General features: G+C 36.4%; 19 protein-coding genes, 1 riboswitch and 1 other annotated feature. Of the genes, 11 read left to right on the forward strand and 8 right to left on the reverse strand.

Going from position 1 to position 23,043, the window contains the following annotated elements; genetic code table 11:
- Positions 1–28: 28 nt before the first annotated feature.
- Positions 29–206, reverse strand: a riboswitch (Lysine riboswitch).
- Between the two features lie 755 nt (positions 207–961).
- Positions 962–2,626: an IS1182 family transposase gene (locus tag OZX59_RS06700; RefSeq protein ID WP_277125472.1), complete on the reverse strand. Its 1,665-nt coding sequence runs from the start codon at positions 2,624–2,626 to the stop codon at positions 962–964.
- A 606-nt stretch (positions 2,627–3,232) separates the two neighbouring features.
- Between OZX59_RS06700 and cas3 the strand changes: the two genes are divergently transcribed.
- Genes cas3 through cas2e form a run of 8 tightly spaced genes read left to right on the forward strand, consistent with a single transcriptional unit; the run spans position 3,233 to position 12,655 of the window.
- Positions 3,233–5,998: a CRISPR-associated helicase Cas3' gene (cas3, locus tag OZX59_RS06705; protein ID WP_277125474.1), complete on the forward strand. Its 2,766-nt coding sequence runs from the start codon at positions 3,233–3,235 to the stop codon at positions 5,996–5,998.
- Positions 5,979–7,682: a type I-E CRISPR-associated protein Cse1/CasA gene (locus OZX59_RS06710; RefSeq protein ID WP_277125476.1), complete on the forward strand. Its 1,704-nt coding sequence runs from the start codon at positions 5,979–5,981 to the stop codon at positions 7,680–7,682. Before cas3 ends, OZX59_RS06710 begins: the two co-directional genes overlap by 20 nt.
- Before the next feature lie 29 nt (positions 7,683–7,711).
- Positions 7,712–8,356 carry a type I-E CRISPR-associated protein Cse2/CasB gene (gene casB, locus OZX59_RS06715; protein ID WP_277125478.1) on the forward strand — a complete coding sequence of 215 codons (645 nt, stop codon included), beginning with the start codon at positions 7,712–7,714 and terminating at the stop codon, positions 8,354–8,356.
- The gene (cas7e, locus tag OZX59_RS06720) at positions 8,349–9,437 is read left to right on the forward strand and encodes a type I-E CRISPR-associated protein Cas7/Cse4/CasC (protein ID WP_277125480.1); all 1,089 of its coding nucleotides are present in this window, start codon (positions 8,349–8,351) and stop codon (positions 9,435–9,437) included. The genes casB and cas7e overlap by 8 nt, the downstream gene beginning before the upstream one ends.
- Complete coding sequence (gene cas5e / locus OZX59_RS06725; RefSeq protein ID WP_277125482.1) at positions 9,418–10,128, forward strand: type I-E CRISPR-associated protein Cas5/CasD; 711 nt, start codon at positions 9,418–9,420, stop codon at positions 10,126–10,128. Before cas7e ends, cas5e begins: the two co-directional genes overlap by 20 nt.
- A 12-nt stretch (positions 10,129–10,140) precedes the next feature.
- Positions 10,141–10,812, forward strand: a complete 672-nt coding sequence (gene cas6e, locus OZX59_RS06730; RefSeq protein ID WP_277125484.1) for a type I-E CRISPR-associated protein Cas6/Cse3/CasE — start codon at positions 10,141–10,143, stop codon at positions 10,810–10,812.
- On the forward strand, positions 10,809–11,762 hold the full coding sequence (gene cas1e / locus OZX59_RS06735; protein ID WP_277125486.1) for a type I-E CRISPR-associated endonuclease Cas1e: 954 nt from the start codon (positions 10,809–10,811) through the stop codon (positions 11,760–11,762). The genes cas6e and cas1e overlap by 4 nt, the downstream gene beginning before the upstream one ends.
- Positions 11,759–12,655, forward strand: coding sequence for a type I-E CRISPR-associated endoribonuclease Cas2e (cas2e, locus tag OZX59_RS06740; RefSeq protein ID WP_277125488.1), 897 nt, complete (start codon positions 11,759–11,761; stop codon positions 12,653–12,655). The genes cas1e and cas2e overlap by 4 nt, the downstream gene beginning before the upstream one ends.
- 832 nt (positions 12,656–13,487) lie before the next feature.
- Here the strand turns inward: cas2e and OZX59_RS06745 are convergent.
- Positions 13,488–14,402 (reverse strand): LysR family transcriptional regulator, encoded by a 915-nt coding sequence (locus OZX59_RS06745; protein WP_277125490.1) that lies wholly within the window; start codon positions 14,400–14,402, stop codon positions 13,488–13,490.
- Between the two features lie 115 nt (positions 14,403–14,517).
- On the opposite strand from OZX59_RS06745, the gene OZX59_RS06750 reads away from it, so the two are divergent.
- On the forward strand, positions 14,518–15,984 hold the full coding sequence (locus OZX59_RS06750; RefSeq protein ID WP_277125492.1) for an FAD-dependent oxidoreductase: 1,467 nt from the start codon (positions 14,518–14,520) through the stop codon (positions 15,982–15,984).
- A 164-nt stretch (positions 15,985–16,148) separates the two neighbouring features.
- Positions 16,149–16,517, forward strand: coding sequence for a DUF488 family protein (locus tag OZX59_RS06755; protein WP_277125494.1), 369 nt, complete (start codon positions 16,149–16,151; stop codon positions 16,515–16,517).
- On the opposite strand, the gene OZX59_RS06760 is transcribed toward OZX59_RS06755, so the two are convergent.
- The 4 genes from OZX59_RS06760 to asnA all read right to left on the reverse strand — a co-directional run bounded on the left by OZX59_RS06760 (position 16,503) and on the right by asnA (position 19,609).
- A complete protein-coding gene (locus tag OZX59_RS06760) occupies positions 16,503–17,276 on the reverse strand; it encodes a TerC family protein (protein WP_277125497.1) in 774 nt (257 codons plus the stop codon). The two genes, OZX59_RS06755 and OZX59_RS06760, sit on opposite strands and share 15 nt — an antisense overlap.
- Positions 17,277–17,768, reverse strand: coding sequence for a methylated-DNA--[protein]-cysteine S-methyltransferase (locus OZX59_RS06765; protein ID WP_277125498.1), 492 nt, complete (start codon positions 17,766–17,768; stop codon positions 17,277–17,279). It abuts the gene before it with no gap.
- A 3-nt stretch (positions 17,769–17,771) separates the two neighbouring features.
- On the reverse strand, positions 17,772–18,476 hold the full coding sequence (locus tag OZX59_RS06770; RefSeq protein ID WP_277125500.1) for an NAD-dependent protein deacylase: 705 nt from the start codon (positions 18,474–18,476) through the stop codon (positions 17,772–17,774).
- A gap of 119 nt (positions 18,477–18,595) precedes the next feature.
- A complete protein-coding gene (asnA, locus tag OZX59_RS06775; protein WP_277125501.1) occupies positions 18,596–19,609 on the reverse strand; it encodes an aspartate--ammonia ligase in 1,014 nt (337 codons plus the stop codon).
- Between the two features lie 60 nt (positions 19,610–19,669).
- Positions 19,670–19,917: a binding site (T-box leader), on the reverse strand.
- Positions 19,918–20,040: 123 nt separating this feature from the next.
- Between asnA and OZX59_RS06780 the strand changes: the two genes are divergently transcribed.
- Positions 20,041–20,526: a hypothetical protein gene (locus OZX59_RS06780; RefSeq protein WP_277125502.1), complete on the forward strand. Its 486-nt coding sequence runs from the start codon at positions 20,041–20,043 to the stop codon at positions 20,524–20,526.
- A 48-nt stretch (positions 20,527–20,574) separates the two neighbouring features.
- Here OZX59_RS06780 and cls read toward each other — a convergent pair whose 3' ends face one another.
- On the reverse strand, positions 20,575–22,032 hold the full coding sequence (gene cls, locus OZX59_RS06785; protein WP_277125504.1) for a cardiolipin synthase: 1,458 nt from the start codon (positions 22,030–22,032) through the stop codon (positions 20,575–20,577).
- A gap of 27 nt (positions 22,033–22,059) precedes the next feature.
- Positions 22,060–22,989: an alpha/beta hydrolase gene (locus OZX59_RS06790; RefSeq protein WP_277125506.1), complete on the reverse strand. Its 930-nt coding sequence runs from the start codon at positions 22,987–22,989 to the stop codon at positions 22,060–22,062.
- Between the last annotated feature and the right edge of the window lie 54 nt (positions 22,990–23,043).

A 23,043-nucleotide genomic window follows, 5' to 3' on the forward strand; every position in this document is an offset into this window, starting at 1 on the left:
AGGTAATAATCATTCATTAACTTTAGATAAATCAGATAGCGCTCCCCACGATTTGCTTCGTGGGACAGTCTGCAAGATATGCTCTTGCAGCCCAACGAAAAGTTTACGCAAACCCTTTTCGTTTCGGCGACAATTCTTAGCTTAGTCATCATAGCTTTGCGCAAGCTCAGACCAAGTTCGTAATTATCGCGACCTCTATTGCATTGGAAATTATTTAATTAATATGAATCATAGATTAGAATTAACCTTTTGTCAATTTTATTTTAAAAGGATTATATGAGCCCAGGATGGTATTATTGATAAAGTTAAATTGGTCGCTATTTATAATTGGTATACCCGTAAATGTGTAATAAAATTCATGTATAATAAATTATATACAAAACTGGTATGTAGCATTTGTACAAATAATTTAGAATTATTAAATGTTGGAACTGATGATTATGAGTAAACAAATGATTAATGTGCTAGCTACTACTATTTATCTGATTTTATCAATCTGTGTAATAATCTTTCAGCCGATTAATGAAAACTTCAATTTTGTTTTCTTAGCTATCTTGACGATACTACTTTCTTGTTTTAGAAGATTAAGTAAAAAATATTTTAAGCAGTAGTGCTTAGAAAATACCAAGTAAGGTAAAAATAAGCAAAGGTCTAAAGGGCAATGATAAAAGTTCATTACCAACAAAAAATGCCACTAATATATCCACTGATAGAGCTTGACAAAATAAAATTATGGATATACAATGGCTGATACAAAAACAAGATATTGCTTAAAAGAATTTTATAAAAAGGGGGGCGGAAGATAATGTTTAATAAAACAGCTTTTTTAATTTTAGGAATGTGTTTCTTGCTGATGCAAGTGAATTCTTTTTTCTTTTTAAAATTACTTATACAATTGCTTAAATAGCTATAAAAATAGGATATTGGTATTGTATGAAAAAATTAAGTGTCTGGGAAAAAACTAGCTTTTCAGACTTAAAAACAGACCAAGTTTTCGTAATAAGAAAATCTTGATCTGTTTTTTATTGCTTATTTTCTGTAAAAGAAGTTTTCCGCCACCTCTTCTACTCCAATATTTGCTCAAATTCATCATCATGAACATCAAACCTACATCGGTTTCGACCTTTTTCTTTCCTCGCAAGTGTGTTCTGCGCACACCAAAAACGTTCTTCATATGTCCAAAGACTGGCTCTACGTCCGTTTTTCTACAGCCATAGATCCGTCTGCCTTCGCTACTTTGAAGAGTTTGTTTAGCTTTTGCCTTTAAATATTGCCAATGGGGGTTGTATTGCACCTGCCTTTGGCGTCCACTTTTAGTTTTTGCTAGCTCAGTTAATTCAGCTGTTAACTGAAACTCATCTGCTTCATATATTTTTAGATCAGAGATTAACCCCGTACTCTTATTCCTCCGCTTACCATAACGTTTGAAATTAAAACGCACACCTTGCCAGTCAAGGTAATAATCTTCTTGCTCATTATAAGTCCAATTCGCCAACTTGGTGGGATCATTTTGATACTTTCTAGTCTGCTCCTTATCGTAAAGGCTGTAAGGAATAAAATATTGTTTATCTTCATACTCATTTTCAAGCATAGAATAATTATATTCGCTGCCATAGCCGGCATCGGCAACGATGTTCTGGAACTTGTCTAAAATTGTCATTTGCTTTAAGAAAGGTTCTAAAGTCTTGAAGTCTGTTGGATTAGGATAAAGTGCATAATCTACTACATATTGGTTGGTAGTTGCCACTTGAATATTATATCCGGGTTTGAGCTGACCATTCCTCATATGATCTTCTTTCATATGCATAAAAGTGGCATCATGATCGGTCTTTGAGTAGCTATTACGCTCACCAAAAGTTGCTTGCGCCTGTTCATACTTTTCTGCTCTGGGGATAAAATCCTGACGCAACTTATGCAAGACTTTTTTAAGGCCTCGCCTTTGACGTTTTTTAGTTGAACCTCCAGGAATTACTTTCGGCTCAGCCGCGATTGCTTCATCTAGTTGCTTGATGGCAGTTTCTGTTTGTTCTGCCATGATTGCCAGACCCTGACTAGTTTGTGCTTCTTCTTCAGTAATCGCTTGGATTACTTCTTTTTGAATCAATTCATCATAAAGCTCAACTGCATTAGCCTTTAACTTAGTATGAAACTTTTCGACAGCTCTTTTCCAAACGAAAGTATACTTGTTAGCATCAGCTTCAATTTTAGTCCCATCAATAAAGATAGCATCTTCTCTAAGCAACCCTTCTGCTTGCAAAAGATTAGTAAAATAGACAAAAGCTTGTTTAATCAGCTGATTGGTATGGCTACTAGCTCTAAAGTTATTGATCGTATGATATGAAATATGTTTACCACTAGCTATGACCATCATCGGTAGGTTTTCTGTGAGCATCCGCTCAATTTTTCTACCAGAGAAAACGCGTCTAGAATAGGCAAAGAGTAGTATTTTGAGCATCATTGCTGGGTGATAGGCAGGCCGACCAGTATTTGAATTGTCTTCCAGCAACACATCGGCAGGAATCGAGTCGACAAAATCACTGATAACCTGAGCAAGATGATTTTTAGGAATAGAAAAGTCAAAGTTAAGTGTTAAAGCAGTTTGACCTGTGATATAATTTTGATACATGAAAAGCCCACCTTTTTTGTTTTTTGTAGTAATTTAATAATAACAAGGTTAGGCTAGAATGTATATGAAAAATCCGCTAGAACGCAAAGGTTCTAACGGATTTTTTGCTTTTAAGGGTCTAGTTTTTTCCCAGACACTTTTTTATATTTTATAGTTATATTTTTAAGGCTATTAACGTTTTACTTAAAAGATATTTATATCTAACGAACTCTAATTTTATTAAAAATTAAGACGCTAAACTATACAAACAAGTTTATTTAAGCACGCTATATCAAAGAAGTCCACTAGACTTTTTAAAATTTGTTGACATATTATTAAAAAAGTTTATCTACTTAGAACACTATGGTACAGTTAACTACGTATTCCTTACTTAAGTGAGGGTGCTCCTAAGATTTTGGTAAAACCATGAGATTAGGAAGTGGTGTTCCCTACGGAAGTGGGGCTAAGTATAAATTATATTTTAATCTTATTTCGAAATAGGGATGAAGGCTGTTTTGCTTCATCTCTATTATTTTATAGATATTTAACTATAAGTCTATAAAAGCGATTGCATATTTCTTTGTTCTGCTTTAATATTTAAATCATATATAAGAAGAAAGAAAAATAATGATAAAATTATCTGACGAATCCACAGCCCTTTGGGCTAAGAAAAATACTGAAGATGGTCAGCAACTATGGCTGCCACTAATTGCTCATTTAACTGATACCCAGGAAGTCATCAAATGGCTATATAATAACTGGCTGAGCGATAGTCAAAGGGACTTCTTAAAGCAGAATTTATCTGATGAAGAAGTACATAAATTGGTTAAGTTTTTAGGTTTTGTTCATGATCTAGGCAAAGCTACCCCAGCATTTCAGATTAAAAAGTCACATAACAATGATAAAGATCTTGATGAAAAATTACTTGATAAATTAGCTATGCATGGTTTTAGTCAAATAAATGAATTGAATTTAGAATCTAGTTCACAGTCTCCGCATAATGTGGCAGGTGAGGCATTGCTACTAAAATTTAAGGTACCCGAAAATATAGCAGCATTAATTGGCGGACATCATGGTAAACCTTTGAACCATTCCCCTATAACTGATATTTGTCATCATGAAACTAATTATTGGCAGAGTACCAATAATCAGCATATAAAACATGTTTGGCAAAAAGTGCAAAAAGAGCTTTTTGAATATGGTTTGAACTCTTCGGGTTATAAAGATGTGTCGGAATTACCTAAGCGTATTACGCAACCTGAAGCAGTAATACTAGAGGGCCTCATTATTATGGCAGATTGGCTTGCCTCCACTGAATATATGAACAATAATAAAAATGAGCCATTATTTCCATTAATCGATCTTGATAAATCATGGGATAGTATATCTTCTGAAGAACGTTTGAAAAAAGCTATTAAGAATTGGAAACTGAATGATTATTGGGAGCCCCAAAAGATTGATAAGATTAAAGATCCGTATGATGATCGTTGGGAATATAAGGCACGCCCAGTGCAGAAGAAAATGACTGAAACAATTGGGCAGGCATATGACCCTGGAATGATTATTATTGAAGCACCAATGGGGATAGGAAAAACAGAGATTGCATTAATCGCGGTTGAGCAACTAGCTTATATTAGTGGACAAAATGGCTTATTCATGGGTTTACCAACTCAAGCAACTAGTAATGCAATGTTTAATCGAGTTGAATATTGGCTAAATAAGCTGGCAAAATCTCAAGAAAACAAATTTTCATTTAAATTAATGCATAGTAAGGCTCAATTTAATGAAGATGTTCAAAAATTACCTAAGGCAGAAAATATTGAAGCTGATGCAGGTGCAGTTGTTGTAAATGATTGGTTTTCTGGTAAAAAAACCATTTTGAATGAATTCACAATAGGTACAATTGATAATCTACTTTCAATGGGGTTAAAGCAAAAGCATTTATTTTTAAAGCATTTAGGCTTAAGCGGCAAAGTTATTGTTATTGATGAAGTTCATGCATATGATGCTTATATGAGTCAGTATTTATATAAAGTAATAAAATGGCTGGGAGCTTATAAAGTGCCTATTATTATTTTATCTGCTACACTTCCACAGTCGAAAAGAGAGATGCTAATTAATCAGTATTTACGTGGAAAATATCATAAAAAGCCTGAGAAGGTTCTTAAAGCACCAGATAAATGGCAAGAAAATCAAGCGTATCCTTTGCTCAGTATCTTAGATGGCTGTGAATTAAAACAAGTTTCAGATTTTCCTGGTCAAAGTGATCAAAAGCCACAAGAATTACAAGTTAAGCGGCTCGACTTAGCTGATGAAGACTTGATCGATAACCTTATGACTAAGATCAGTGGTGGCGGTGTTGCAGGAGTCATTGTCAATACCGTCAAGCGTGCACAGTCACTTGCCAAGCTAGTTGCTGAGCGAGATGTAGAACTAATGGTTTTGCATTCAGCTTTTTTAGCTCCAGATCGGACTGAACAGGAAAAGAAGTTACAAGATGCGATTGGCAAGGAAGGTAGTCGACCTGAAAAGTTAGTGGTAATCGGTACTCAAGTTTTGGAACAATCGCTGGATATTGATTTTGATGTTTTGTATACCGATATCGCACCAATGGATTTGTTATTGCAACGTGCAGGAAGACTGCACCGTCATAATATTTTACGACCTGAGACCTTGCGGCAGCCGCAACTATATGTAATGGGAATCAATGATTTTGGAGATTATGGTGATGCTAATGAAGCTGTTTATCACAAATACTTATTGATGAAAACTGATTATTTTTTACAGGATAAGATTGCATTACCTGATGATATTTCCCAACTTGTGCAAAAAGTTTATGGTACAGAAACCGATGAAGAAATCGACGGGATTGCTACAGCTAAAACTGATTTTGATGATTATGTGAAAACTGAAGAAGGTAAGGCTGGAGAATTCCAAATCTGTGATCCTAAGTATAAAAAATCAATTCATAGGTGGTTAAGTAACGACAAAAAAGGAGCCGATGTTAGCGAACAGAGGGCTAGTGCAGCAGTGCGGGACATTAAAGAGACTCTTGAAGTTATTTTACTTAAGCATACTACAAAAGGTGATTTTTTATTAGATGGTCGCAATATAGCACAAGTTCCTGCTCATGAAATTGCTCAGCAGCTCATTAGGCTGCCAACAGCGATTACACCAAGTCAGGATAAAATTATTTCGGTAATTGAGGAATTAGAACGTTGTACTTATGAGTATTATTCAGATTGGCAAGATAATGTCTGGCTGAGAGGAGCATTGGTCTTGCAACTAGACAGCAATTTATCAACAGTATTTGATGTTTGGAATATCCAATATTCTAAGCAGTTAGGTTTAATTTATTCAAAGGAGGATGATCATGACGGAAAAAACATTTAATTTAACTACCCAACCTTGGATTAAAGTTATTAATACTGATACTAATCAGGAACAAAAAGTTTCATTGATTGAGTTATTTGAACATGCCCAGGATTATCGTCAGCTAGCTGGCGAAATGCGTATACAGGATTTTGCAATTTTGCGTTTGTTATTAGCGATTTTAACAACCGTGTATTCTCGATTTGATGCAAATAATCAACCATATGAAGACCTAAAAGTCGACCCAATATCAATGCAAATAACTTCGGATATTGATGAAGAAGAGGAAGAGGATTTTGATGAAGACCTCTTGGCAACGTGGCACCAGCTATACTCTAAAGGATCGTTTTCTGAAATTGTAGTTAAGTATTTGCAACAGTATAAAGATAAGTTTGACTTTTTTGGTAGTCATCCTTTTTATCAAGTTACTAGAAAGGAATACAACGAATTAGTTCCAGACAATTGTAATGTTAAAACGGGCAAAGGTAGAGTTGCAATTAAGCAAATTAATCGCCAAGTTTCTGAAAGTAATAACTCACCTGCAATTTTTGCACCACGTGCTGGCCAGGCAAAAAATATTGTGGAATTAGATGAATTGATTCGCTGGATAATTACTTATCAAAATTATGCTGGTGTAACAGATAAAACCAGAATCAAAGCAGATGAAAAATTTTCTTCTTCTCCAGGATGGCTTTATAAATTGAATCCAGTTTTTGCTAAAGGAGAAACTTTATTTGAAACTTTAATGTTGAATCTGATTTTAGTAAATGGAAAGTATGCACCCCAGAAACCTATTTGGGAATATCAAAGCGTTCAAGAGTATATTGTTGTACGAAAAAAGAAAATTTTGCCGAATAATATTTCTGAACTGTACACAGCATGGTCACGTATTTTGCATATTGAATGGGATGAACTGGAACAACCAACTATTTTTAGTGCGGGAATTCCGATGTTTGATAGTATGAATGCTAAAGTTGAACCAATGACCATTTGGAAGGAAGACAGAGAAAGCAATATCAAACCATCAACTAGAGGTTTGAAGTCACTGGGAAATGCAATGTGGCGTAAATTTAGTAATTACGTGAATGTTAATGGGATATCTGACGATATTGAACCAGGGGTTGTTTGTTGGTTAAGAAATTTAAAAGATGAAGGAATAATTGCATCTGATAAAAATATAACGCTTGCTTCAATTGATTTACTAGATGATGGTAATTCATCATCGCAGTTACCAGCAGCTGAACTGTACGATGATATGAGTATTGAAGCCGATGTTATGTTCGATACTAGCGGCGAGAACTGTTGGCCAGTAATAATTGAAGAAATGATCAAAAAAACTCAAGGTATTGGTAATGTTTATTGGCAATTTCTTAAAGCAATTTGTGAACTTCGTGGGCTTAGTAATCAAGCATTTGCAAATAAAGCGAGTGAAGAATTTTATTATGGACTCAATGAACCATTTAAAACTTGGTTAGCAAGGTTATCTACTGAAGAAAATAGTGATCAAGCAATTACTTCATGGAAGAGATGGCTTGAAAAATATGCATTAGATAAAGCCCATAGTATTTTGGATACAAGCACTCCAAGAGATATTACTGGTATAAGAATTGAAAAAAATGGTGTAAAAAAGTTAAGAAATATTGTTACGGCATATAATTACTTTTGCTTTAAAGTCAACCAAGACTTAGAAATTAACGAAAAGTAGAGAAGTATTAAAGAAGGGGTGATACATCAATGAAATATAATAATGCAGTAGCAAAAAAGACTTTTGTAATTATTAAAAAAATTTATAATGGTGGTGATTTAAACAAGAGTGCCTTGGCTGCTTTTAGAGAATCTCCATCAGTCATAAGTCATCATGCTCAACAAATATGGCCAATCTTATTGAAAGAGTTATCTAAAGACATGCTTAGTACAAATGGTGAACCATCAGCGGCTGAAAGAGCCATTTTTACTGCTATTAAACTTTATGCAATTTATCAAAAAGGCGAGGATAGATTTGTTTGTAGCGACTATTCTGAGTCTAAAGAAAAAGCTGAATCTAAAGAAGAAAAAAAGCAAAGATATGGAATACCACTTTTTTATGCCTTTGCTAATTTGAAAGCAGATGAACAAATTGAAGAAGCATTAGATCGTCGAGTCCAGTCCTTGCTATCTTCACCAGTTATTACTAGTGTAGTTAATTCAATGACGCAATTGGTAAGAATTTTAAAGTCCAAGGATTCAACTCAAGTGATTGACTTTCCAAGGATTGCACAAGATTTATATGATTTTCAGCAAAGCTATTATCGAGCTAATGAAGTACATCTTTATTGGGCGGAACAATATTTTTCAAAAAATAATGTAGTTAAAGAAACAGAGGAGAAAAACAATGACTAACAAAAATCTATATCTTGATCTAAATGTATTACAGACTGTACCTTCATCTAATCTTAATCGTGATGATACTGGCGCTCCTAAAACAGCTATGTATGGAGGGGCAATACGTTCACGAGTCTCTTCTCAAAGCTGGAAAAAGGCTATGCGCGACTTTTTTAGAGAAGAAAGTATTGCAACAGGCACTAGAACTAAAGAAATAGCTAAATTTTTGGCTCAAAAAATTATGAATTTAGATAATTCATTAAATGAAAAAAAAGCTATGGACAAGTCTGCTACAATATTGAAGGCAGCCGGAATTAAGGCTAATAAAAAAGATAATAAAACTAATGCCTTGTTATTAGTAAGTCCTGGTCAAATTGAAAAGTTAGCTCAATATGCGTTATCTCACGATACTTTCGATGATAAAGATGATAAAAAAGAGATCAAGACTATTTTGCAAGAAGATAATTCGTTAGACTTGGCACTTTTTGGGCGGATGGTAGCAGATAATCCAGAACTTAATGTGGATGCATCAGCGCAGGTAGCTCATGCGATTTCAACTCATGAAATTGTGCCAGAATATGACTATTTTACAGCACTTGATGATTTGCAATCTGATGACAATGCAGGTGCTGCAATGCTTGGAACAATTGAATATAATTCTTCCACGTTGTATCGCTATGCCAACGTTAATGTTAAAGATTTAGCTAAAAACCTGGGTGACAACGATGCAGTGGCAAGTATTGCCGACTTTATTAAGGCATTTGTACTTTCTATGCCAACTGGTAAGCAGAATACTTTTGCTAACAAGACTTTGCCGAGCTATGTAATGTTAACGGTAAGGACGGATACGCCAGTAAACCTGGTTTCAGCTTTTGAAAAGCCAGTTGCAACTAAGGGTGGTTATGTTCAGAAGTCAATTGAAAAGCTAGAAACAGAATATAAAGAAGCTAATCAGATGGTGGAGCAACCGATGTTAAATGTGATTTTAACTAATAAGGCTACTGAACTCGCTGATCAGACTAATAATTTGTCTGATTTGATTGAGCAAGTTACTACAGCTTTGACAAAGGCACTGCAAGATGAAGACACTAACGATTAGACTAACTGCACCTTTGCAGTCATATGGTAATGAAGCTACATTTGAGAGGCGTACAACTGGAGATTATCCTTCTAAAAGCGCGGTGATTGGCATGATTGCCGCCGCCTTCGGCTTAAGTCGCGAAGATCCACAAGTTACCCAATTAAATGACCTGTCTTTTGCCGTGCGAATTGATCAAAGAGGCAGTATACTAAACGATTTTCAAACAGTTGAGTGGAAAAAGGGGAAGCCAAGGAAACTTTCATATCGTAACTATCTTCAAGACGCTGTCTTTATGGTGGCAATTGGCAGTGATGATAAAACGATTGATAAAATAGAGTTTGCGCTCAAACACCCACGTTACCAACTATTTTTGGGTCGTCGCGCTAATGTTCCGGCTGGTATCTTAAAAATGCAAAGTTTTGCTAATGAAGATCCAGTGTCGGTATTGCAAAAGCTAGATTGGCAAGCTTCTGAGTGGTACATGAAAAAGAATAGGCGAGAAGCTCAGATCCGTGTGGAACTAATCGCTGATGCCAGCTTGTTACCGGAAGTTGTGGATAATCGCTGTGAAATGGTCAAGGATCAGGTGATTTCCTTTAGTCAAGATAATCGCCAGCATGGTTTTCGTAAAGTAGCGATTAAGCAGCTTAAGTTGCTTAATCCACTTTTTCAGGCTGATACAGAACATGATCCTATTAGTATTCTTTAGAAAGGAGCGCATATGTATCTATCAAGAGTAGAAATTGATACCGATAATCGGCAGAAGATCAAGGACTTAGTGAACTTGGCAGCCTATCATAATTGGGTGGAGCAGAGTTTTCCTGAGGAAATTGCTGTAGGCGAACGTCGCCGTCATTTATGGCGAATTGACCAGTTAAATGGTCGTCAATATCTATTAGTTTTAAGCGAAAATCAGCCAGACAAGGATAAATTATTGCGCTATGGCAAAGGAGAAGTAACCATTAAGGATTACGATCACTTATTGAGTAGCTTACATGAAGGTCAAGTGCTGCAGTTTCGCTTAACTGCTAATCCAACGCGGACTGTTAGCGAGCCTGGGAGTAAACAAGGGCGAGTTTTCCCTCATGTTACAGTTGAACAGCAGAGTAAGTGGCTAGCTGATCGTGCGCCTAAAGCTGGCTTTCAATTAGAATTTGCCGAAAGTGAAGATGATGAGTCTCAGAATAGCTCGAGTTTCAAGATCGTAAGTCGTGATTGGCCGATCCTCTCTAATCGCAAAAGTCGCAGGGTTAAACTTAGCCGGGTTTCTTATGAAGGAATTTTGCGAATAACCGATGTTGAGCAATTTAGGCAAACTTTGATGAATGGAATTGGTCGAGAAAAAGCCTTTGGTATGGGATTAATGACAGTTATTCCGGTGGCCAGCCGATGAGTCGAAAGTTTGGTGCGAAAAAGCCAGAGTTATCTGAACTTAGTCGGGTTAAAGACCGCATAACTTTTCTTTACTTTGAACATGCAAAACTTAATCGGCAGGATAGTGCCCTTTTAATAACAGATAGTCGCGGAACAGCTTACGTTCCAGTGGCTATTGTGAGTGTCTTAATGCTAGGACCGGGTGTGGATGTCACGCATCGAGCAATGGAATTAATTGGGGATGCTGGTGTTAGTGTAATGTGGGTCGGTGAACAAGGTGTGCGGCAATATGCCCATGGCCGAGCTTTAAACCATTCTTCGCGATTACTTGAGGCACAAGCAAAACTAGTTTCTAATGAAAAGTCGCGAGTAGCAGTTGCTCGCAAAATGTATCAAATGCGGTTTGCGGATGAGGATGTTTCACGATTATCAATGCAAGAATTACGAGGAAAAGAAGGCAGCCGCGTAAGGAAGATATATCGTGAGCAGTCTCAGCGGACGAATGTCTTGTGGACTAGACGCGAATATAATCATGAAAATTTTGAAGCTAGTACTCCGATTAATAAGGCTCTGACAGCGGCCCATCAAGCTTTATATGGTTTAAGTTACAGTGTCATTGTAGCTATGGGTGCTTCTGCTGGACTGGGATTTGTTCATACTGGGCATGATTTAGCCTTTGTCTACGACTTCGCCGATTTATATAAGGCTGAAGTGTCAATTCCAGTGGCGTTTGAAATTACCGCTAAGTATGAAAGTGATCCAGATATTGCTAGTAGGACCCGTTTGGCAATGCGAGATGCGTTTCGGGATGGTAAATTATTAGTCCGAATGGTAGCCGACTTAAAAGATTTGTTAAATGTGACGGATCTGGAAACCGAAGTTGACGCAATCAATCTTTGGGATGATCAACAGGGACTGCAAAAGTTTGGTGTGCAATATCATGAAATAACAGAAGATGATGAACCATGATTGTAGTTACTTTAACTAAGGTGCCACAATCTCTTCGCGGAGACTTGACTAAATGGTATCAAGAAATTCAAACCGGTGTTTATGTTGGTAATGTGAGTGCCAAAATCCGAGATTTACTCTGGGGACGAATTATTGAAAATATTGGTACTGGTGAAGCTACGATGGTCTACAATACGAATAATGAGCTAGGTTACCAAATAAAGACCACTCGTAGGCAGTTCCAAGTAGTCGATTTTGATGGGATTCCGTTAATGATGAGGTTGAATAACTCTGACGATGCAAGGCCGATTATGCATGGTTTTAGTAACGCAGCTAAATTTCATCAGGCCAAATTGGCTATGAGAAAACCTAAAGTTGAGCGTTCTGCGCGAAGTAGTGCATCAATAGTGTCACTTGATTTGGAAACTACTGGAACCAATTATGAAAATAATCAAATTATATCAATCGGAGCGGTCAAAAAAGGAGAAAATGATCAGCTTGACACTTTTTATAGATTAATTAAAATTGAAGGTAAAGTGTCGGAGAAGATAACAGCTCTCACTGGCTTAACTACTGAAATACTGCATAGGGATGGTGTGGACTTAAAAACTGCTATTATTGAACTAACAGAGTTTGTTAAGTCAGCAACCTTGGTTGGCTATAATTTTAAATTTGACGAATTGTTCTTAATGTATGCTTGTAGGAAAGTAAAGCTACCTGAGTTAAATAATAAGACAGTAGATTTACTGCCAGTGGCTAAAAAAGCTGATAGTTTTTTGGATAATTATCAGTTGGCAACGGTTTTGGAATCTTATGGGATTAAAAATTTGACACCGCATAACGCTTTATCTGATGCAAAGGCAACGCTTGAGTTGGCAAATGAACTCATAAAAAAAGGGAGCTTGCGAATTTAAGAATGTTGATATGACTGGGATCTTTTACTGTGTTCCCCACGTATGTGGGGGTGATCCTTGGCACATGTAAATACACAAGCTCGCTTTAATGTGTTCCCCACGTATGTGGGGGTGATCCCATCAGAGAACCCTACGTTGGCTATTCCCCTACGTGTTCCCCACGTATGTGGGGGTGATCCTGGCATTGATAATTTTTCTTATCTAAATGTAAAGTGTTCCCCACGTATGTGGGGGTGATCCTTTTCATTTTGCCATGTAATAATGTTGCGTTCGGTGTTCCCCACGCAAGTGGGGGTGATCCTCTTGTATGTCATCTCCTGATAGTTCATAGGTAGTGTTCCCCACGTATGTGGGGGTGTTCCTGTTTCCTGTACTATCTGGAGTTTTGCTATTAAGTGTTCCCCACGCAAGTGGGGGGTGATCTTAATTATTAATGGAGGAATTTTATGAGCAATAAATTTAAAAAAGACTACTATGCATATTCAGCAGTTTTTAATGATTCTGAAATTGAAAAAGCTCAGGAAAACCTGAGCTTTTTATAGTTGAACTACTTATGTAGTTTGTATGAGGCACTTAACGCGTAGAGCAAGTTAACTATTTGCAACGCGTGATGACGGTCAATTATGACCGTCTTTTTTGTACAATATTTCTTATTCTAATTTTTTATAGCGATTTCCATTTACTCAGTGAATTGGTCATATATTGAATAACTAAAAGTAAAGCAAAAGTCATCATAATAACCAGCGTAAAAAGAAATTTACAAATAATTCTTGACACTCACTACTTTTGATGACGTACTGTAAGCATTTATCCATAAGTTTCAATCATAATTTTAAAAATTACTTTTATCCTTGTTAAGAATATTGATTAATTTTTTTAGCATTTTATTTTTATTATCTCTTTTATAAACTGCTACAATTTCATAATTTTGAGAATCATTATCACAAAACTCACAATATTTAACTTCAGAATCATTAAGCATTTCATTCCTACTAATCAATCCAGAAGGATAAAAAGCAATTGCCTTATTTAAAGACACTAGCATGTGCATTTGCTCGGTACTAGAAACACGTTTGATTTCTTGATGGTCAGGAATTTTAACTAAACTAGCAAGAAAACACTCTAATAAAAAAGTAGAATTTTCTGGACAATAATAAATAATCGGTATACTTTTTATCATTTCTGGCAATAGTACTCTCTCTTGACTTAACGGATTAAGCTTGCTGACTCCCATAACCATGTTATTGCGATATACTACTGTATTGCTTAAACTAGAGCTTTCTGGTACGCAAGTCTTGCCATAATTAATAGAAAATACTACATCTAAATTTCCGTTAATTACATTTTGCATTAATCGTTCGTTACTTTCTTCATGTATTACAATATTAACCTGTGGCTCCTCATTCATTAATGAATAAAGAGATTTCTGTACAATTTTTCCCTCAAATGCAGAAAAATATCCTACTCGCAGTATTTTTCCCTCTTTATCATCTAAATAGTGCAAATCGGCAATTGCATCATTAAGATTATTGATAATGTCTTGAGCTGATGAACAGAAAACTCTACCCTGTGGTGTTAAAAAAATTTTATTACTACTTCGATCAAACAATTTTGTTCCAAGTTCATTTTCTAAATGGGTAATTTGTTTTGAAATTGCACGTTGAGACTGATAATTTATTTTTGCAACTTTTTCAAAACTGCCTAATTGTACAACTTGTAAAAAAGTTTTTAAGTATTCAATATTCATTTATTATCTCTTTATCCGAACTAAAAGTTCGCCTAACCAAAAAATTTAGTGTCCAAATTATTACTAACAATTATTATAATCAATAGTGAATTAGTGATCAATGGAGGTAATTTTTATGACGCTAACAAAATATAATTCATACGATATCGTTGTTGTTGGAACGGGAGCCGCTGGTGTATCAGCTGCGTTGGAAGCTGCACAAAGAGGAGCAAAGGTTTTATTACTAGAAAAGGGCCGTACAACTGGTGGCAGTACAAATTATACTGAAGGACTTTTTGCGGTTGATTCGTACTTGCAAAAAGAACAAGGAATTAAAGTATCTGGAACTGATGTATTAAATGAAGAAGTTGAATATTCAAAATATAAGGCAGATTCAAGAATTTGGCGTAAATATGTTGATGATAGTCCTACCACTGTTAAATGGTTAAAGGACCAAGGCGTTAAATATGAAGGCGTACAAGCAATGGGTGCAGGTGAGGCAACTTGGCATGTTTATGAAGGCATGGGAAATGCAGTTATTCATGATGCATTATTACCTCAAGCTCAAAAATCAGGTGTTGAGTTGATCAAATCAACTGCTGCAACCAAGTTAAATAAAGACAGTAACGGAAAAATAACTGCTATCCAGATAGAAAATCAAGCTACAAAAGAAACTCAGACAATTTCAACAAAAGCAGTTATTTTAGCAACAGGTGGGTATCTAAATAATCCTGATATGATGAGAGAACTAACTAGTTACGATACTTCTCGCTTAATACCTGTTAGCTCTGGAAAAGGCACAGGTGATGGCTTGCAGATGGCTTGGAATATTGGTGCTCAGAAATATAATACCGGTATGGCAATGCTTTTCGGCGGATATTTAAAAGATCCAGATGAACCATCTTTCAAATATATTGCGTCACATATGGAAACAGCAGCAGGTCAACAGCCATTATTGTGGGTGAACGAAATGGGTGAGAGGTTTGTAAACGAAGAAGTTATTTATAACTTTTCTTATGCAGGCAATGCATTGTATACACAAAATAAAGTTTATAGCATTCTAGATCAATCTGTCATCGACAGGATGATTAATAAGGGCAACTTTATGGGTCTTGGCGTGTATGTTAGACGCGGGGAAAAATTAACTAAATTACAAGGTGAATTAGATGCTGCAGTGAAAGCAAATAAACCTTATATTTTCAAAGCTGATTCATTAAGTGAACTTGCCTCCAAGATGAATCTTCCTGAAGATAAGTTTGAACAAACAATTGCTCAATATAATAATTTCTGTACAACAGGAACCGATAGTGATTTCGGAAAAGATGCTGAATATCTAGTAAAAGTAGCAAATGGTCCATTTTATGGATTTGAATTAAATGTAGGTGCTTTTTGTACTATGGGAGGGCTTCGTGTTTCAACTAAAAATGAAGTCCTTGATAATGATGGACAAGTAATTGCAGGACTTTATGCAGCCGGAAACGATGCTTCAGGGTTAACAGGTGACACTTATGGTCCCAACATGCCAGGAACATGTGTAGGATATGCCTTTTATTCTGGTAGAAATTCCGCAAAAAATGCAGTTGAGTATTCAGATCAAAAATAAAAATTATTGCGTAAAGCAATAAAAAAGAGCTTAAGGAAGCCTTGAGCTCTTTTTAAATGCCTATATATTCTCGTGAAAACCACATCATATATAATTCACTCTAGTTGTATTTTGGACACAATTGCAATTATGATTAATATAAATTATTCAAGGAGGATTATGCTATGTCGGAAATCAAGTTAGTGCGAATTTACGATCACGTTCAACCACAAGGTTATCGAATACTGGTTGATCGACTTTGGCCGCGAGGTATGAGCAAAGTTAAGGCTAGTTTAGCTCGTTGGTCTAAGGAAATAGGTCCTAGCAATGATTTGCGAAAGTGGTTTAACCATGATGATGCTAAGTTCCCTCAATTTAAGCAAAAATACATTGCGGAACTTGACAGCAATCCTGCTATTGGAGAGTTTCTGCAGTTGGTCAAAGAACAGTTACAAAAGCAAAATGTGTTATTTTTATATGGTGCTAAAGATCGGACACACAATCAAGCAGTGGTACTTAGAGATTATGTTAGTCAAAAGCTAGGATTGATGTGAGTGTCTTTTTTCTCGCCAAAAGTGGAAAATAATGGTGATTAATAAAATACTAAAAACGATAATTGCAAAGGTAGTGTTTGGTAATTCGTAGTTCAGTGGTGGTAGTGAAAGCAACAGCTTCAGCGCAATGATAGCGATTAGAACATAGGCCATTGGCTGCAGTTCTGGAATAATATCCATTAACTTGATGATAATTTCAGCCACGCCTCGCATGCATAAGATGCCGATCATGCCGCCGATTAAGACAATTACTGGATTATTGGAAACTGCCAATGCTGCCAAGACTGAATCAATTGAAAATACAATATCCATGGCTTCAATTGAGATAACAGTCCGCCAAAATAGTGACAATATATGCTTGCCATTTTGTTTGACGTTTCGTTTAGGATTAGTAGTGTCTTCACTGGCAGTAGCTTTTTGTGGATGTTTACGATCATAGAAAAATTTGCCAGCAAGATAGAATAAATAAATACTGCCTGCTAATTTAATCTCCCAAAAGTTGATTAGATAAGTCCCAATACCAATTACAATGAAGCGAAAAATATATGCGCCCCAAAGCCCATAGAACAACGACTTTTCTTGTTGTCGTTTAGTTGGCAAGCGTTTAGTTTGTGCTGCTAAGACGACGGCATTATCAACTGATAGCAAACATTCCATTAAAATTAGGGTCAAAATGACTAGCCAATCTTTACCACTGGTCAACACATGCAGCCAGTTGCTAGCACTAAAAAATGGAGCATACATTTTAATAATTGACATCTAAAAACTCTTTTCTAAATTAATTAATTCCTTTTTAACGGGGTTGCCTAAACGATACTTACCAAATTCCCCATTGGCACGAATGATGCGATGACAAGGGATAAAAAATAAAATCGGATTATTGGCAATTGCATGCGCAACAGCCCGTACTGCTTGTGGCCGATTAAGCATGTTTGCAATTTCGCCATAGCTGGCCGTTTGGCCATAGTCAATCTGGCTGACTTGAGCTAAAACTTGTTGCTGCCAAGGAGTACAAGTTGTTTCAAGATTCAAGGGTAGATCAAATTTAGTCCGCTTTTTTGAGAAAAACTCGGTTAGTTCTGAGGCGTATGGCGCAAGAAGCACAGAATTCCGTTTAAATAACGTATCTGGATAAAAATGGTCGATTGACAATTTAGGAGCTCCTAGTTGCCCAACATAAACTAAACTAGTATTGTCTGCAGCTAGTAGATAAGTAATGTTGTTAATTGTTACATTATCATAATATAGCATAAGCTAAACTTGTTTAAAAACATCTAAAGCATCACCAATTATGGAATTAATTCCAGTTGCAGAAATTGGTGTTTTGTTAATTGCCCATATTTTCGCATTTTCCTGTTTATAAGCTAACAATTGCGCGAATGGATAGACGACAAAGCTAGTTCCAGAAACGATGATCATGTCTGAAGATTGCATAGCGTTGATTGATTTGGCTAAGTTTTCACTGTCTATACCTTCACCGTAAAGGACAATTCCTGGGCGAATAATACCACCGCAGTTTTGATGCTTAAAACTCTGGGCATATTCCTCATAGGGTACACTTTGATGGCATTTAGTGCAGTATATTTGGTATAAATTACCGTGAAATTCAGTTATATGCTGATTACTTGCTTTGCGATCAAGACCATCAACATTTTGGGTAATTAGTTCACCTTTTTCATTACAAATAGCTGCGATTTTTTGATGAATGGTATTTGGCTGAGCTTGGGGAAAATACATATTGTCCATGACAAATTTATAGAAAAATTCTGGTCGCTGATAAAGCGTATCTTCACTTAAGATAGTTTCAGGACTTTCACTTACACCATCATAAATACCGTTTTTTGAGCGGTAGTCAGGAATACCAGAATGAGTTGATACTCCAGCACCAGTTAAAAAGGTTACGTGCTTAGCTTGAGCAAGATCTGCTTTAAGTTCAGCTATTTGATTAGGATCAATCATGGTTTACTTCCTTTCACAAATTAAGATTACTATGTGTAGTTTACTACAAGTTTTAGTGGGATAGTGGAAAAATTGCTAATTAGAAAAGTCACACCAATTTAGTAGTGTGACTTTTCTAATTAGAGGATTTGAATATTGTGGTCGAGGCAGTCTTTGACCATTTCTTCAGGCCAAACGCTAGCTTGGACTTCACCAATATGTGCTTTAGCTAGTAGCAACATGCAGAGACGTGATTGTCCAATTCCGCCGCCAATGGTATATGGTAGTTCACCCTTAAGTAGCATTTGGTGATATGGCAGTTCTTCACGTTCAAGACAACCTCTTTGTTGCAGTTGTTCGTGTAGACTCTCAGGACTGACCCTGATGCCCATTGATGAAATTTCAATTTTTTGTTTAAGGGGTTCATACCAAAAAGTTAAATCGCCGTTTAATTGCCAATCATCGTAGTCAGGAGCTCGACCGTCATGTGGTTGACCGCTGCGGTTTAAATCACCACCGATTTGCATAATAAAGGCAGCACCGTCTTTTTGAGCAATTTTATTTTCGCGTTCTTCAGGACTAAGCTCGGGCCAGCGATCTTCTAGTTCTTGGGTGGTGACGAAACACACTTTATCTGGCAAATGATAAGTTGAAGCCGGATAGCGCTGCGCACATTCTGTTTCAATTTGTTTGATTGCTGCGAAAATTTGATTAACGGCAGCCTTCAGCGTTTCAAGTGTGCGTTCTGATTTATCGATCACCTTTTCCCAATCCCACTGGTCGACATAAATTGAATGGAAATTATCGACTTCTTCATCGCGGCGAATGGCGTTCATGTTAGTGTAGAGCCCTTCATGCATACCAAAACCATACTTTTTAAGTGCAGTACGCTTCCATTTAGCTAATGAATGCACAATTTCGATGGAGTCGTCTTGTGGTAAATCTTTGGCATCGAATGCAACAGGACGTTCGACACCGTTGAGGTTATCGTTTAGTCCAGTACTTTGCTCGACAAACATTGGTGCAGACATTCGTTGTAAATTTAATTTTTGCGCCAAGATTTCTTGGAAACGTTCACGAATAAAGACGATGGCTGCCTCAGTATCGCGAATGGTTAGAGTTGGCTGATAATTATCTGGGATAGTTAATTTCATTTTTGGAAAACCTCCTATTTTTTAAGCCAAAGAAAAAGCCCTTTGTCTTCTGATTAATTACATCAGGACGAAAGGCTTTTTCCGCGGTACCACCTAAATTGCCCAAACTTTTTGGGCCAACTCATGAAGCACAATCATGCTTCACCAGCTTGATAACGTACTGGGGACGGCAATACCTACTTTAAAAAGATTATTTCAGCATGCAGCTAAAAGTGTTTTTCAATAATTCAGGGTCTACCAAATTCGCACTATCCTTGGTTCACTTATTAAGAAATAAATTATTTACTCGTCTTTTTCATCGCATTTAATTTAATGATATTTAACTACACTTTTAAGCAAAATTCAAGTAAATATTAATTAAAAATGATTTAACTAACTAAAAAAGCTGGTTCTGTTATAATAAAAGATAGTAGATATTGAGGAGAATTTTTATGGCAGATTTATCATATTTCTATCTTATTCTAGATGTTATTTTGCTTGGCTATACCTGTTATAGCTGGTTTTGGCAGGCTAGTATTGACATTAGGGGACACTATCGCACGTCTTCTGTTGTCTGGGCGCTAATTTTTATTTGGATTAGTTTCGCTTGGGATTTACTTAGTCCCAATGATCCCGGCTTAGGAATTTTTTTGGCAATTTTTATTTTAATGAGTATTCTAGATGGTACAACAGGTTTGGCTCCCAAACGAGCTGTGGTTTCTGGATATTTCAAGCGAACGATTGCTTATACTGATGTTGAGATGGTAACGCTAATTAAAGTGCCAAATCCCAAAAAGAAAACTGTCATCTGCATTTTAACTACTAAAAAGCACCGGCAATATTACTTGCGTTTTTCTGCTGGGATTGCGCAGGTTATTGAAACTTTGAAAACGCGGATTGATCACAATACTAAAATCGAAGTGCAGAACATTATGTAATTTTTGTAAATAATAAAGGCTATCATCTAGTAAGTGATAGCCTTATTTTTATAGAATTGGTGATAACATTCGCGAAAAGCTCTGAAGTGTTTTTAGCCAGCGACTTTGCTTTGCGATCATTTCTGGTGTAAGCAAAGTCGAATATTGCATATCTTTTTCAAATGCTTGAGCAACTTCTTTGGTAAAGTTTTGATCATAAAACACGGCTACGTCCTCAAAGTTGAGATCGTAAGAACGATAATCTTGGTTCATCGAGCCAACTGTGGCAAAATCATCGTCAACTACGATCGTTTTAGCATGAATAAATCCATGATTGTAGATATAAATTTTGACACCGTAACGCGATAATTCGTTAGCATACCATTGAGTAGCGCGATAAATAAAAGGGTGATCAGGCTTGCATGGAATCATAATTCGTAAATCAACGCCTGACATAGCGATTGTTTGCAATGTCGCGAACATGGCATCATCGGGAATTAGGTAAGGAGTTTGCAACCAGAGTCGTTTTTTAGCTAGTCCCATTAACCGCATAATACCGTTACGCATGTTAGCATTAGAATTATCTGGACCATCAGCCACGATTTGAGTAGCGACATCACCAGGGTGGATTTCATTTTCGTCTAAATCTGGGAAGAGCAGTTGGTTAAAGGTAATTAGTTGACTGTCTTTTTGAATCGAAGCATTCCAATCCATGACGAAGCGTTCTTGCAAGATTAAGGAGGCAGAACCAACGATGCGGACATGACTGTCGCGCCAGTACCCAAATTTCTTTTTACGGCTGAGATATTGATCCCCAATGTTAAATCCACCAGTCCAAGAGGTTTTGCCATCAACTACGACAATTTTGCGGTGTAGATGATAGTTAATTCGGTAACGAGTAATCATGTTGCGTGAAGTAATAAAGGGCAGGACTTCTCCGCCAACATCACACAATTGTTTAAACCACTTTTTAGTGGCTCCCATTGATCCCCATGCATCATAAAGTACCCGAACTTTAAGACCTTCACGAGCTTTTTTAATTAATAAATTTAAAATTTGGTTGCCGATATCATCATTATAAAAAGTGTAAAATTCTATGTTAATGGTTTCTTTAGCTTGTTCAATATCTTGGATAAGATCGTGAAACATGGCTTCACCATCAGTGTACAACTTAACATGGTTATTTTTACTTAATGGTGCTTCACCATTACGGTCAAAATAATTTACTACCATATCTGCCTTATTCGAAGTGTCTGCGGAACTGATTTTTTGGGGTGCTTTAGTAATTGATTTTTGCACATTTAACAAACCAATATGTTGCTGCTTATTAATTGCAAAGATATTTTCTTGAGAAATTCCTCGACCAAAAAAGCCGTATAAAATTAGTCCGATGACTGGTAGTACTAGTAGAATAATCAGCCAAGCCCAGGTGGTCGATACTGAACGTCGCCTGTGAAAGACAATATAAAAACTTAAAATAGTGTTGGTAATAACAATAATACGGATAATATCTCGAACTAATTCCACTTTTTTCCTCCCAAAAAGTAACCCTAATTATTCCTTTAACCCAATAAATTTATCAACAATGTCGATTACAAATGGATTGTCATGCATCCAACTGTGTTCGGCATATTTTTTACCGCGGATTTCAACTTCATGATAAGATTGTGCGCTAGGAGCGAGGATATACCGAATGCTCTTAGCAGAGATAACAGAAATAAATTTGTCACTATTAGTATTGTCTAAGACATTCCCGTAGATATTTAAGACCTGAATTTTAGGGTTAAAACGTTTGCGTCTAAATAAGAGGTACAAATAATGAAAGTTAATCACAGCTGGTCGACCATTTTCGTTGAGTCCATTAACGTTGGGGATATCTCCTAAATAAGTAACACCATCAAATGGCCCAGCGATAAAAACACACTTATCTAAACGAGGGAAGTGCTTTTTGTGCACGGTTCTCATTTCCGTTCGCACAATACACGGACAAGCAAGTGAGTGGGCAACTGCGGTATAATGAGTAAAATGATATCTTTTAGCTAAAAATGGCAAAACTAAGCGTAAATAATAATCAATCGCATAAATTCCTACTAAGCGCTGTCGAAAAACTACTTGCACAATTGGTTGAGCATCATCTGTCCACGTGCCTTCTAGCTTGTAATTGCCCCACAAGTCGACAGTAACTTTTAAAAAGCGACTATCTCCCTTATCTTTTAAAGCTTGTTTAACCATTGCGTTAGTCGTGTAGTCGCCTCCGCGAAAACCGTGAAAGTAGATAATAGGAATTTGCTCACATTTTGTATTGTTGATAATGTTGACATTGTCTGTAATTTTAGTTTTGTGCAATCGTAGTAATATTCTAGTGGGTGCAAAAGTAGCTAAAATAGCCAAGCAGATCATGTTAAGGCGGCTAGGCTCAGTAGCTAAATTATGTTTACGATTTTTTTCTGCTTCTTCTTTATATTTTTTAGTATTGAAGAACATACTGTCACCCTTAAAATTAGAATTAATTATAGTGTAACATTGAAAAACAACTTT

It is taken from the genome of Lactobacillus sp. ESL0681 (assembly GCF_029392835.1).
Classification (GTDB): Bacteria; Bacillota; Bacilli; order Lactobacillales; family Lactobacillaceae; genus Lactobacillus.

Coding starts and splice junctions, on each gene's coding strand:
- OZX59_RS06700 (WP_277125472.1), bottom strand. CDS start 2,626: ATGTATCAAAATTATATCACAGGTCAAACTGCTTTAACACTTAACTTT.
- cas3 (WP_277125474.1), top strand. CDS start 3,233: ATGATAAAATTATCTGACGAATCCACAGCCCTTTGGGCTAAGAAAAAT.
- OZX59_RS06710 (WP_277125476.1), top strand. CDS start 5,979: ATGACGGAAAAAACATTTAATTTAACTACCCAACCTTGGATTAAAGTT.
- casB (WP_277125478.1), top strand. CDS start 7,712: ATGAAATATAATAATGCAGTAGCAAAAAAGACTTTTGTAATTATTAAA.
- cas7e (WP_277125480.1), top strand. CDS start 8,349: ATGACTAACAAAAATCTATATCTTGATCTAAATGTATTACAGACTGTA.
- cas5e (WP_277125482.1), top strand. CDS start 9,418: ATGAAGACACTAACGATTAGACTAACTGCACCTTTGCAGTCATATGGT.
- cas6e (WP_277125484.1), top strand. CDS start 10,141: ATGTATCTATCAAGAGTAGAAATTGATACCGATAATCGGCAGAAGATC.
- cas1e (WP_277125486.1), top strand. CDS start 10,809: ATGAGTCGAAAGTTTGGTGCGAAAAAGCCAGAGTTATCTGAACTTAGT.
- cas2e (WP_277125488.1), top strand. CDS start 11,759: ATGATTGTAGTTACTTTAACTAAGGTGCCACAATCTCTTCGCGGAGAC.
- OZX59_RS06745 (WP_277125490.1), bottom strand. CDS start 14,402: ATGAATATTGAATACTTAAAAACTTTTTTACAAGTTGTACAATTAGGC.
- OZX59_RS06750 (WP_277125492.1), top strand. CDS start 14,518: ATGACGCTAACAAAATATAATTCATACGATATCGTTGTTGTTGGAACG.
- OZX59_RS06755 (WP_277125494.1), top strand. CDS start 16,149: ATGTCGGAAATCAAGTTAGTGCGAATTTACGATCACGTTCAACCACAA.
- OZX59_RS06760 (WP_277125497.1), bottom strand. CDS start 17,276: ATGTCAATTATTAAAATGTATGCTCCATTTTTTAGTGCTAGCAACTGG.
- OZX59_RS06765 (WP_277125498.1), bottom strand. CDS start 17,768: ATGCTATATTATGATAATGTAACAATTAACAACATTACTTATCTACTA.
- OZX59_RS06770 (WP_277125500.1), bottom strand. CDS start 18,476: ATGATTGATCCTAATCAAATAGCTGAACTTAAAGCAGATCTTGCTCAA.
- asnA (WP_277125501.1), bottom strand. CDS start 19,609: ATGAAATTAACTATCCCAGATAATTATCAGCCAACTCTAACCATTCGC.
- OZX59_RS06780 (WP_277125502.1), top strand. CDS start 20,041: ATGGCAGATTTATCATATTTCTATCTTATTCTAGATGTTATTTTGCTT.
- OZX59_RS06790 (WP_277125506.1), bottom strand. CDS start 22,989: ATGTTCTTCAATACTAAAAAATATAAAGAAGAAGCAGAAAAAAATCGT.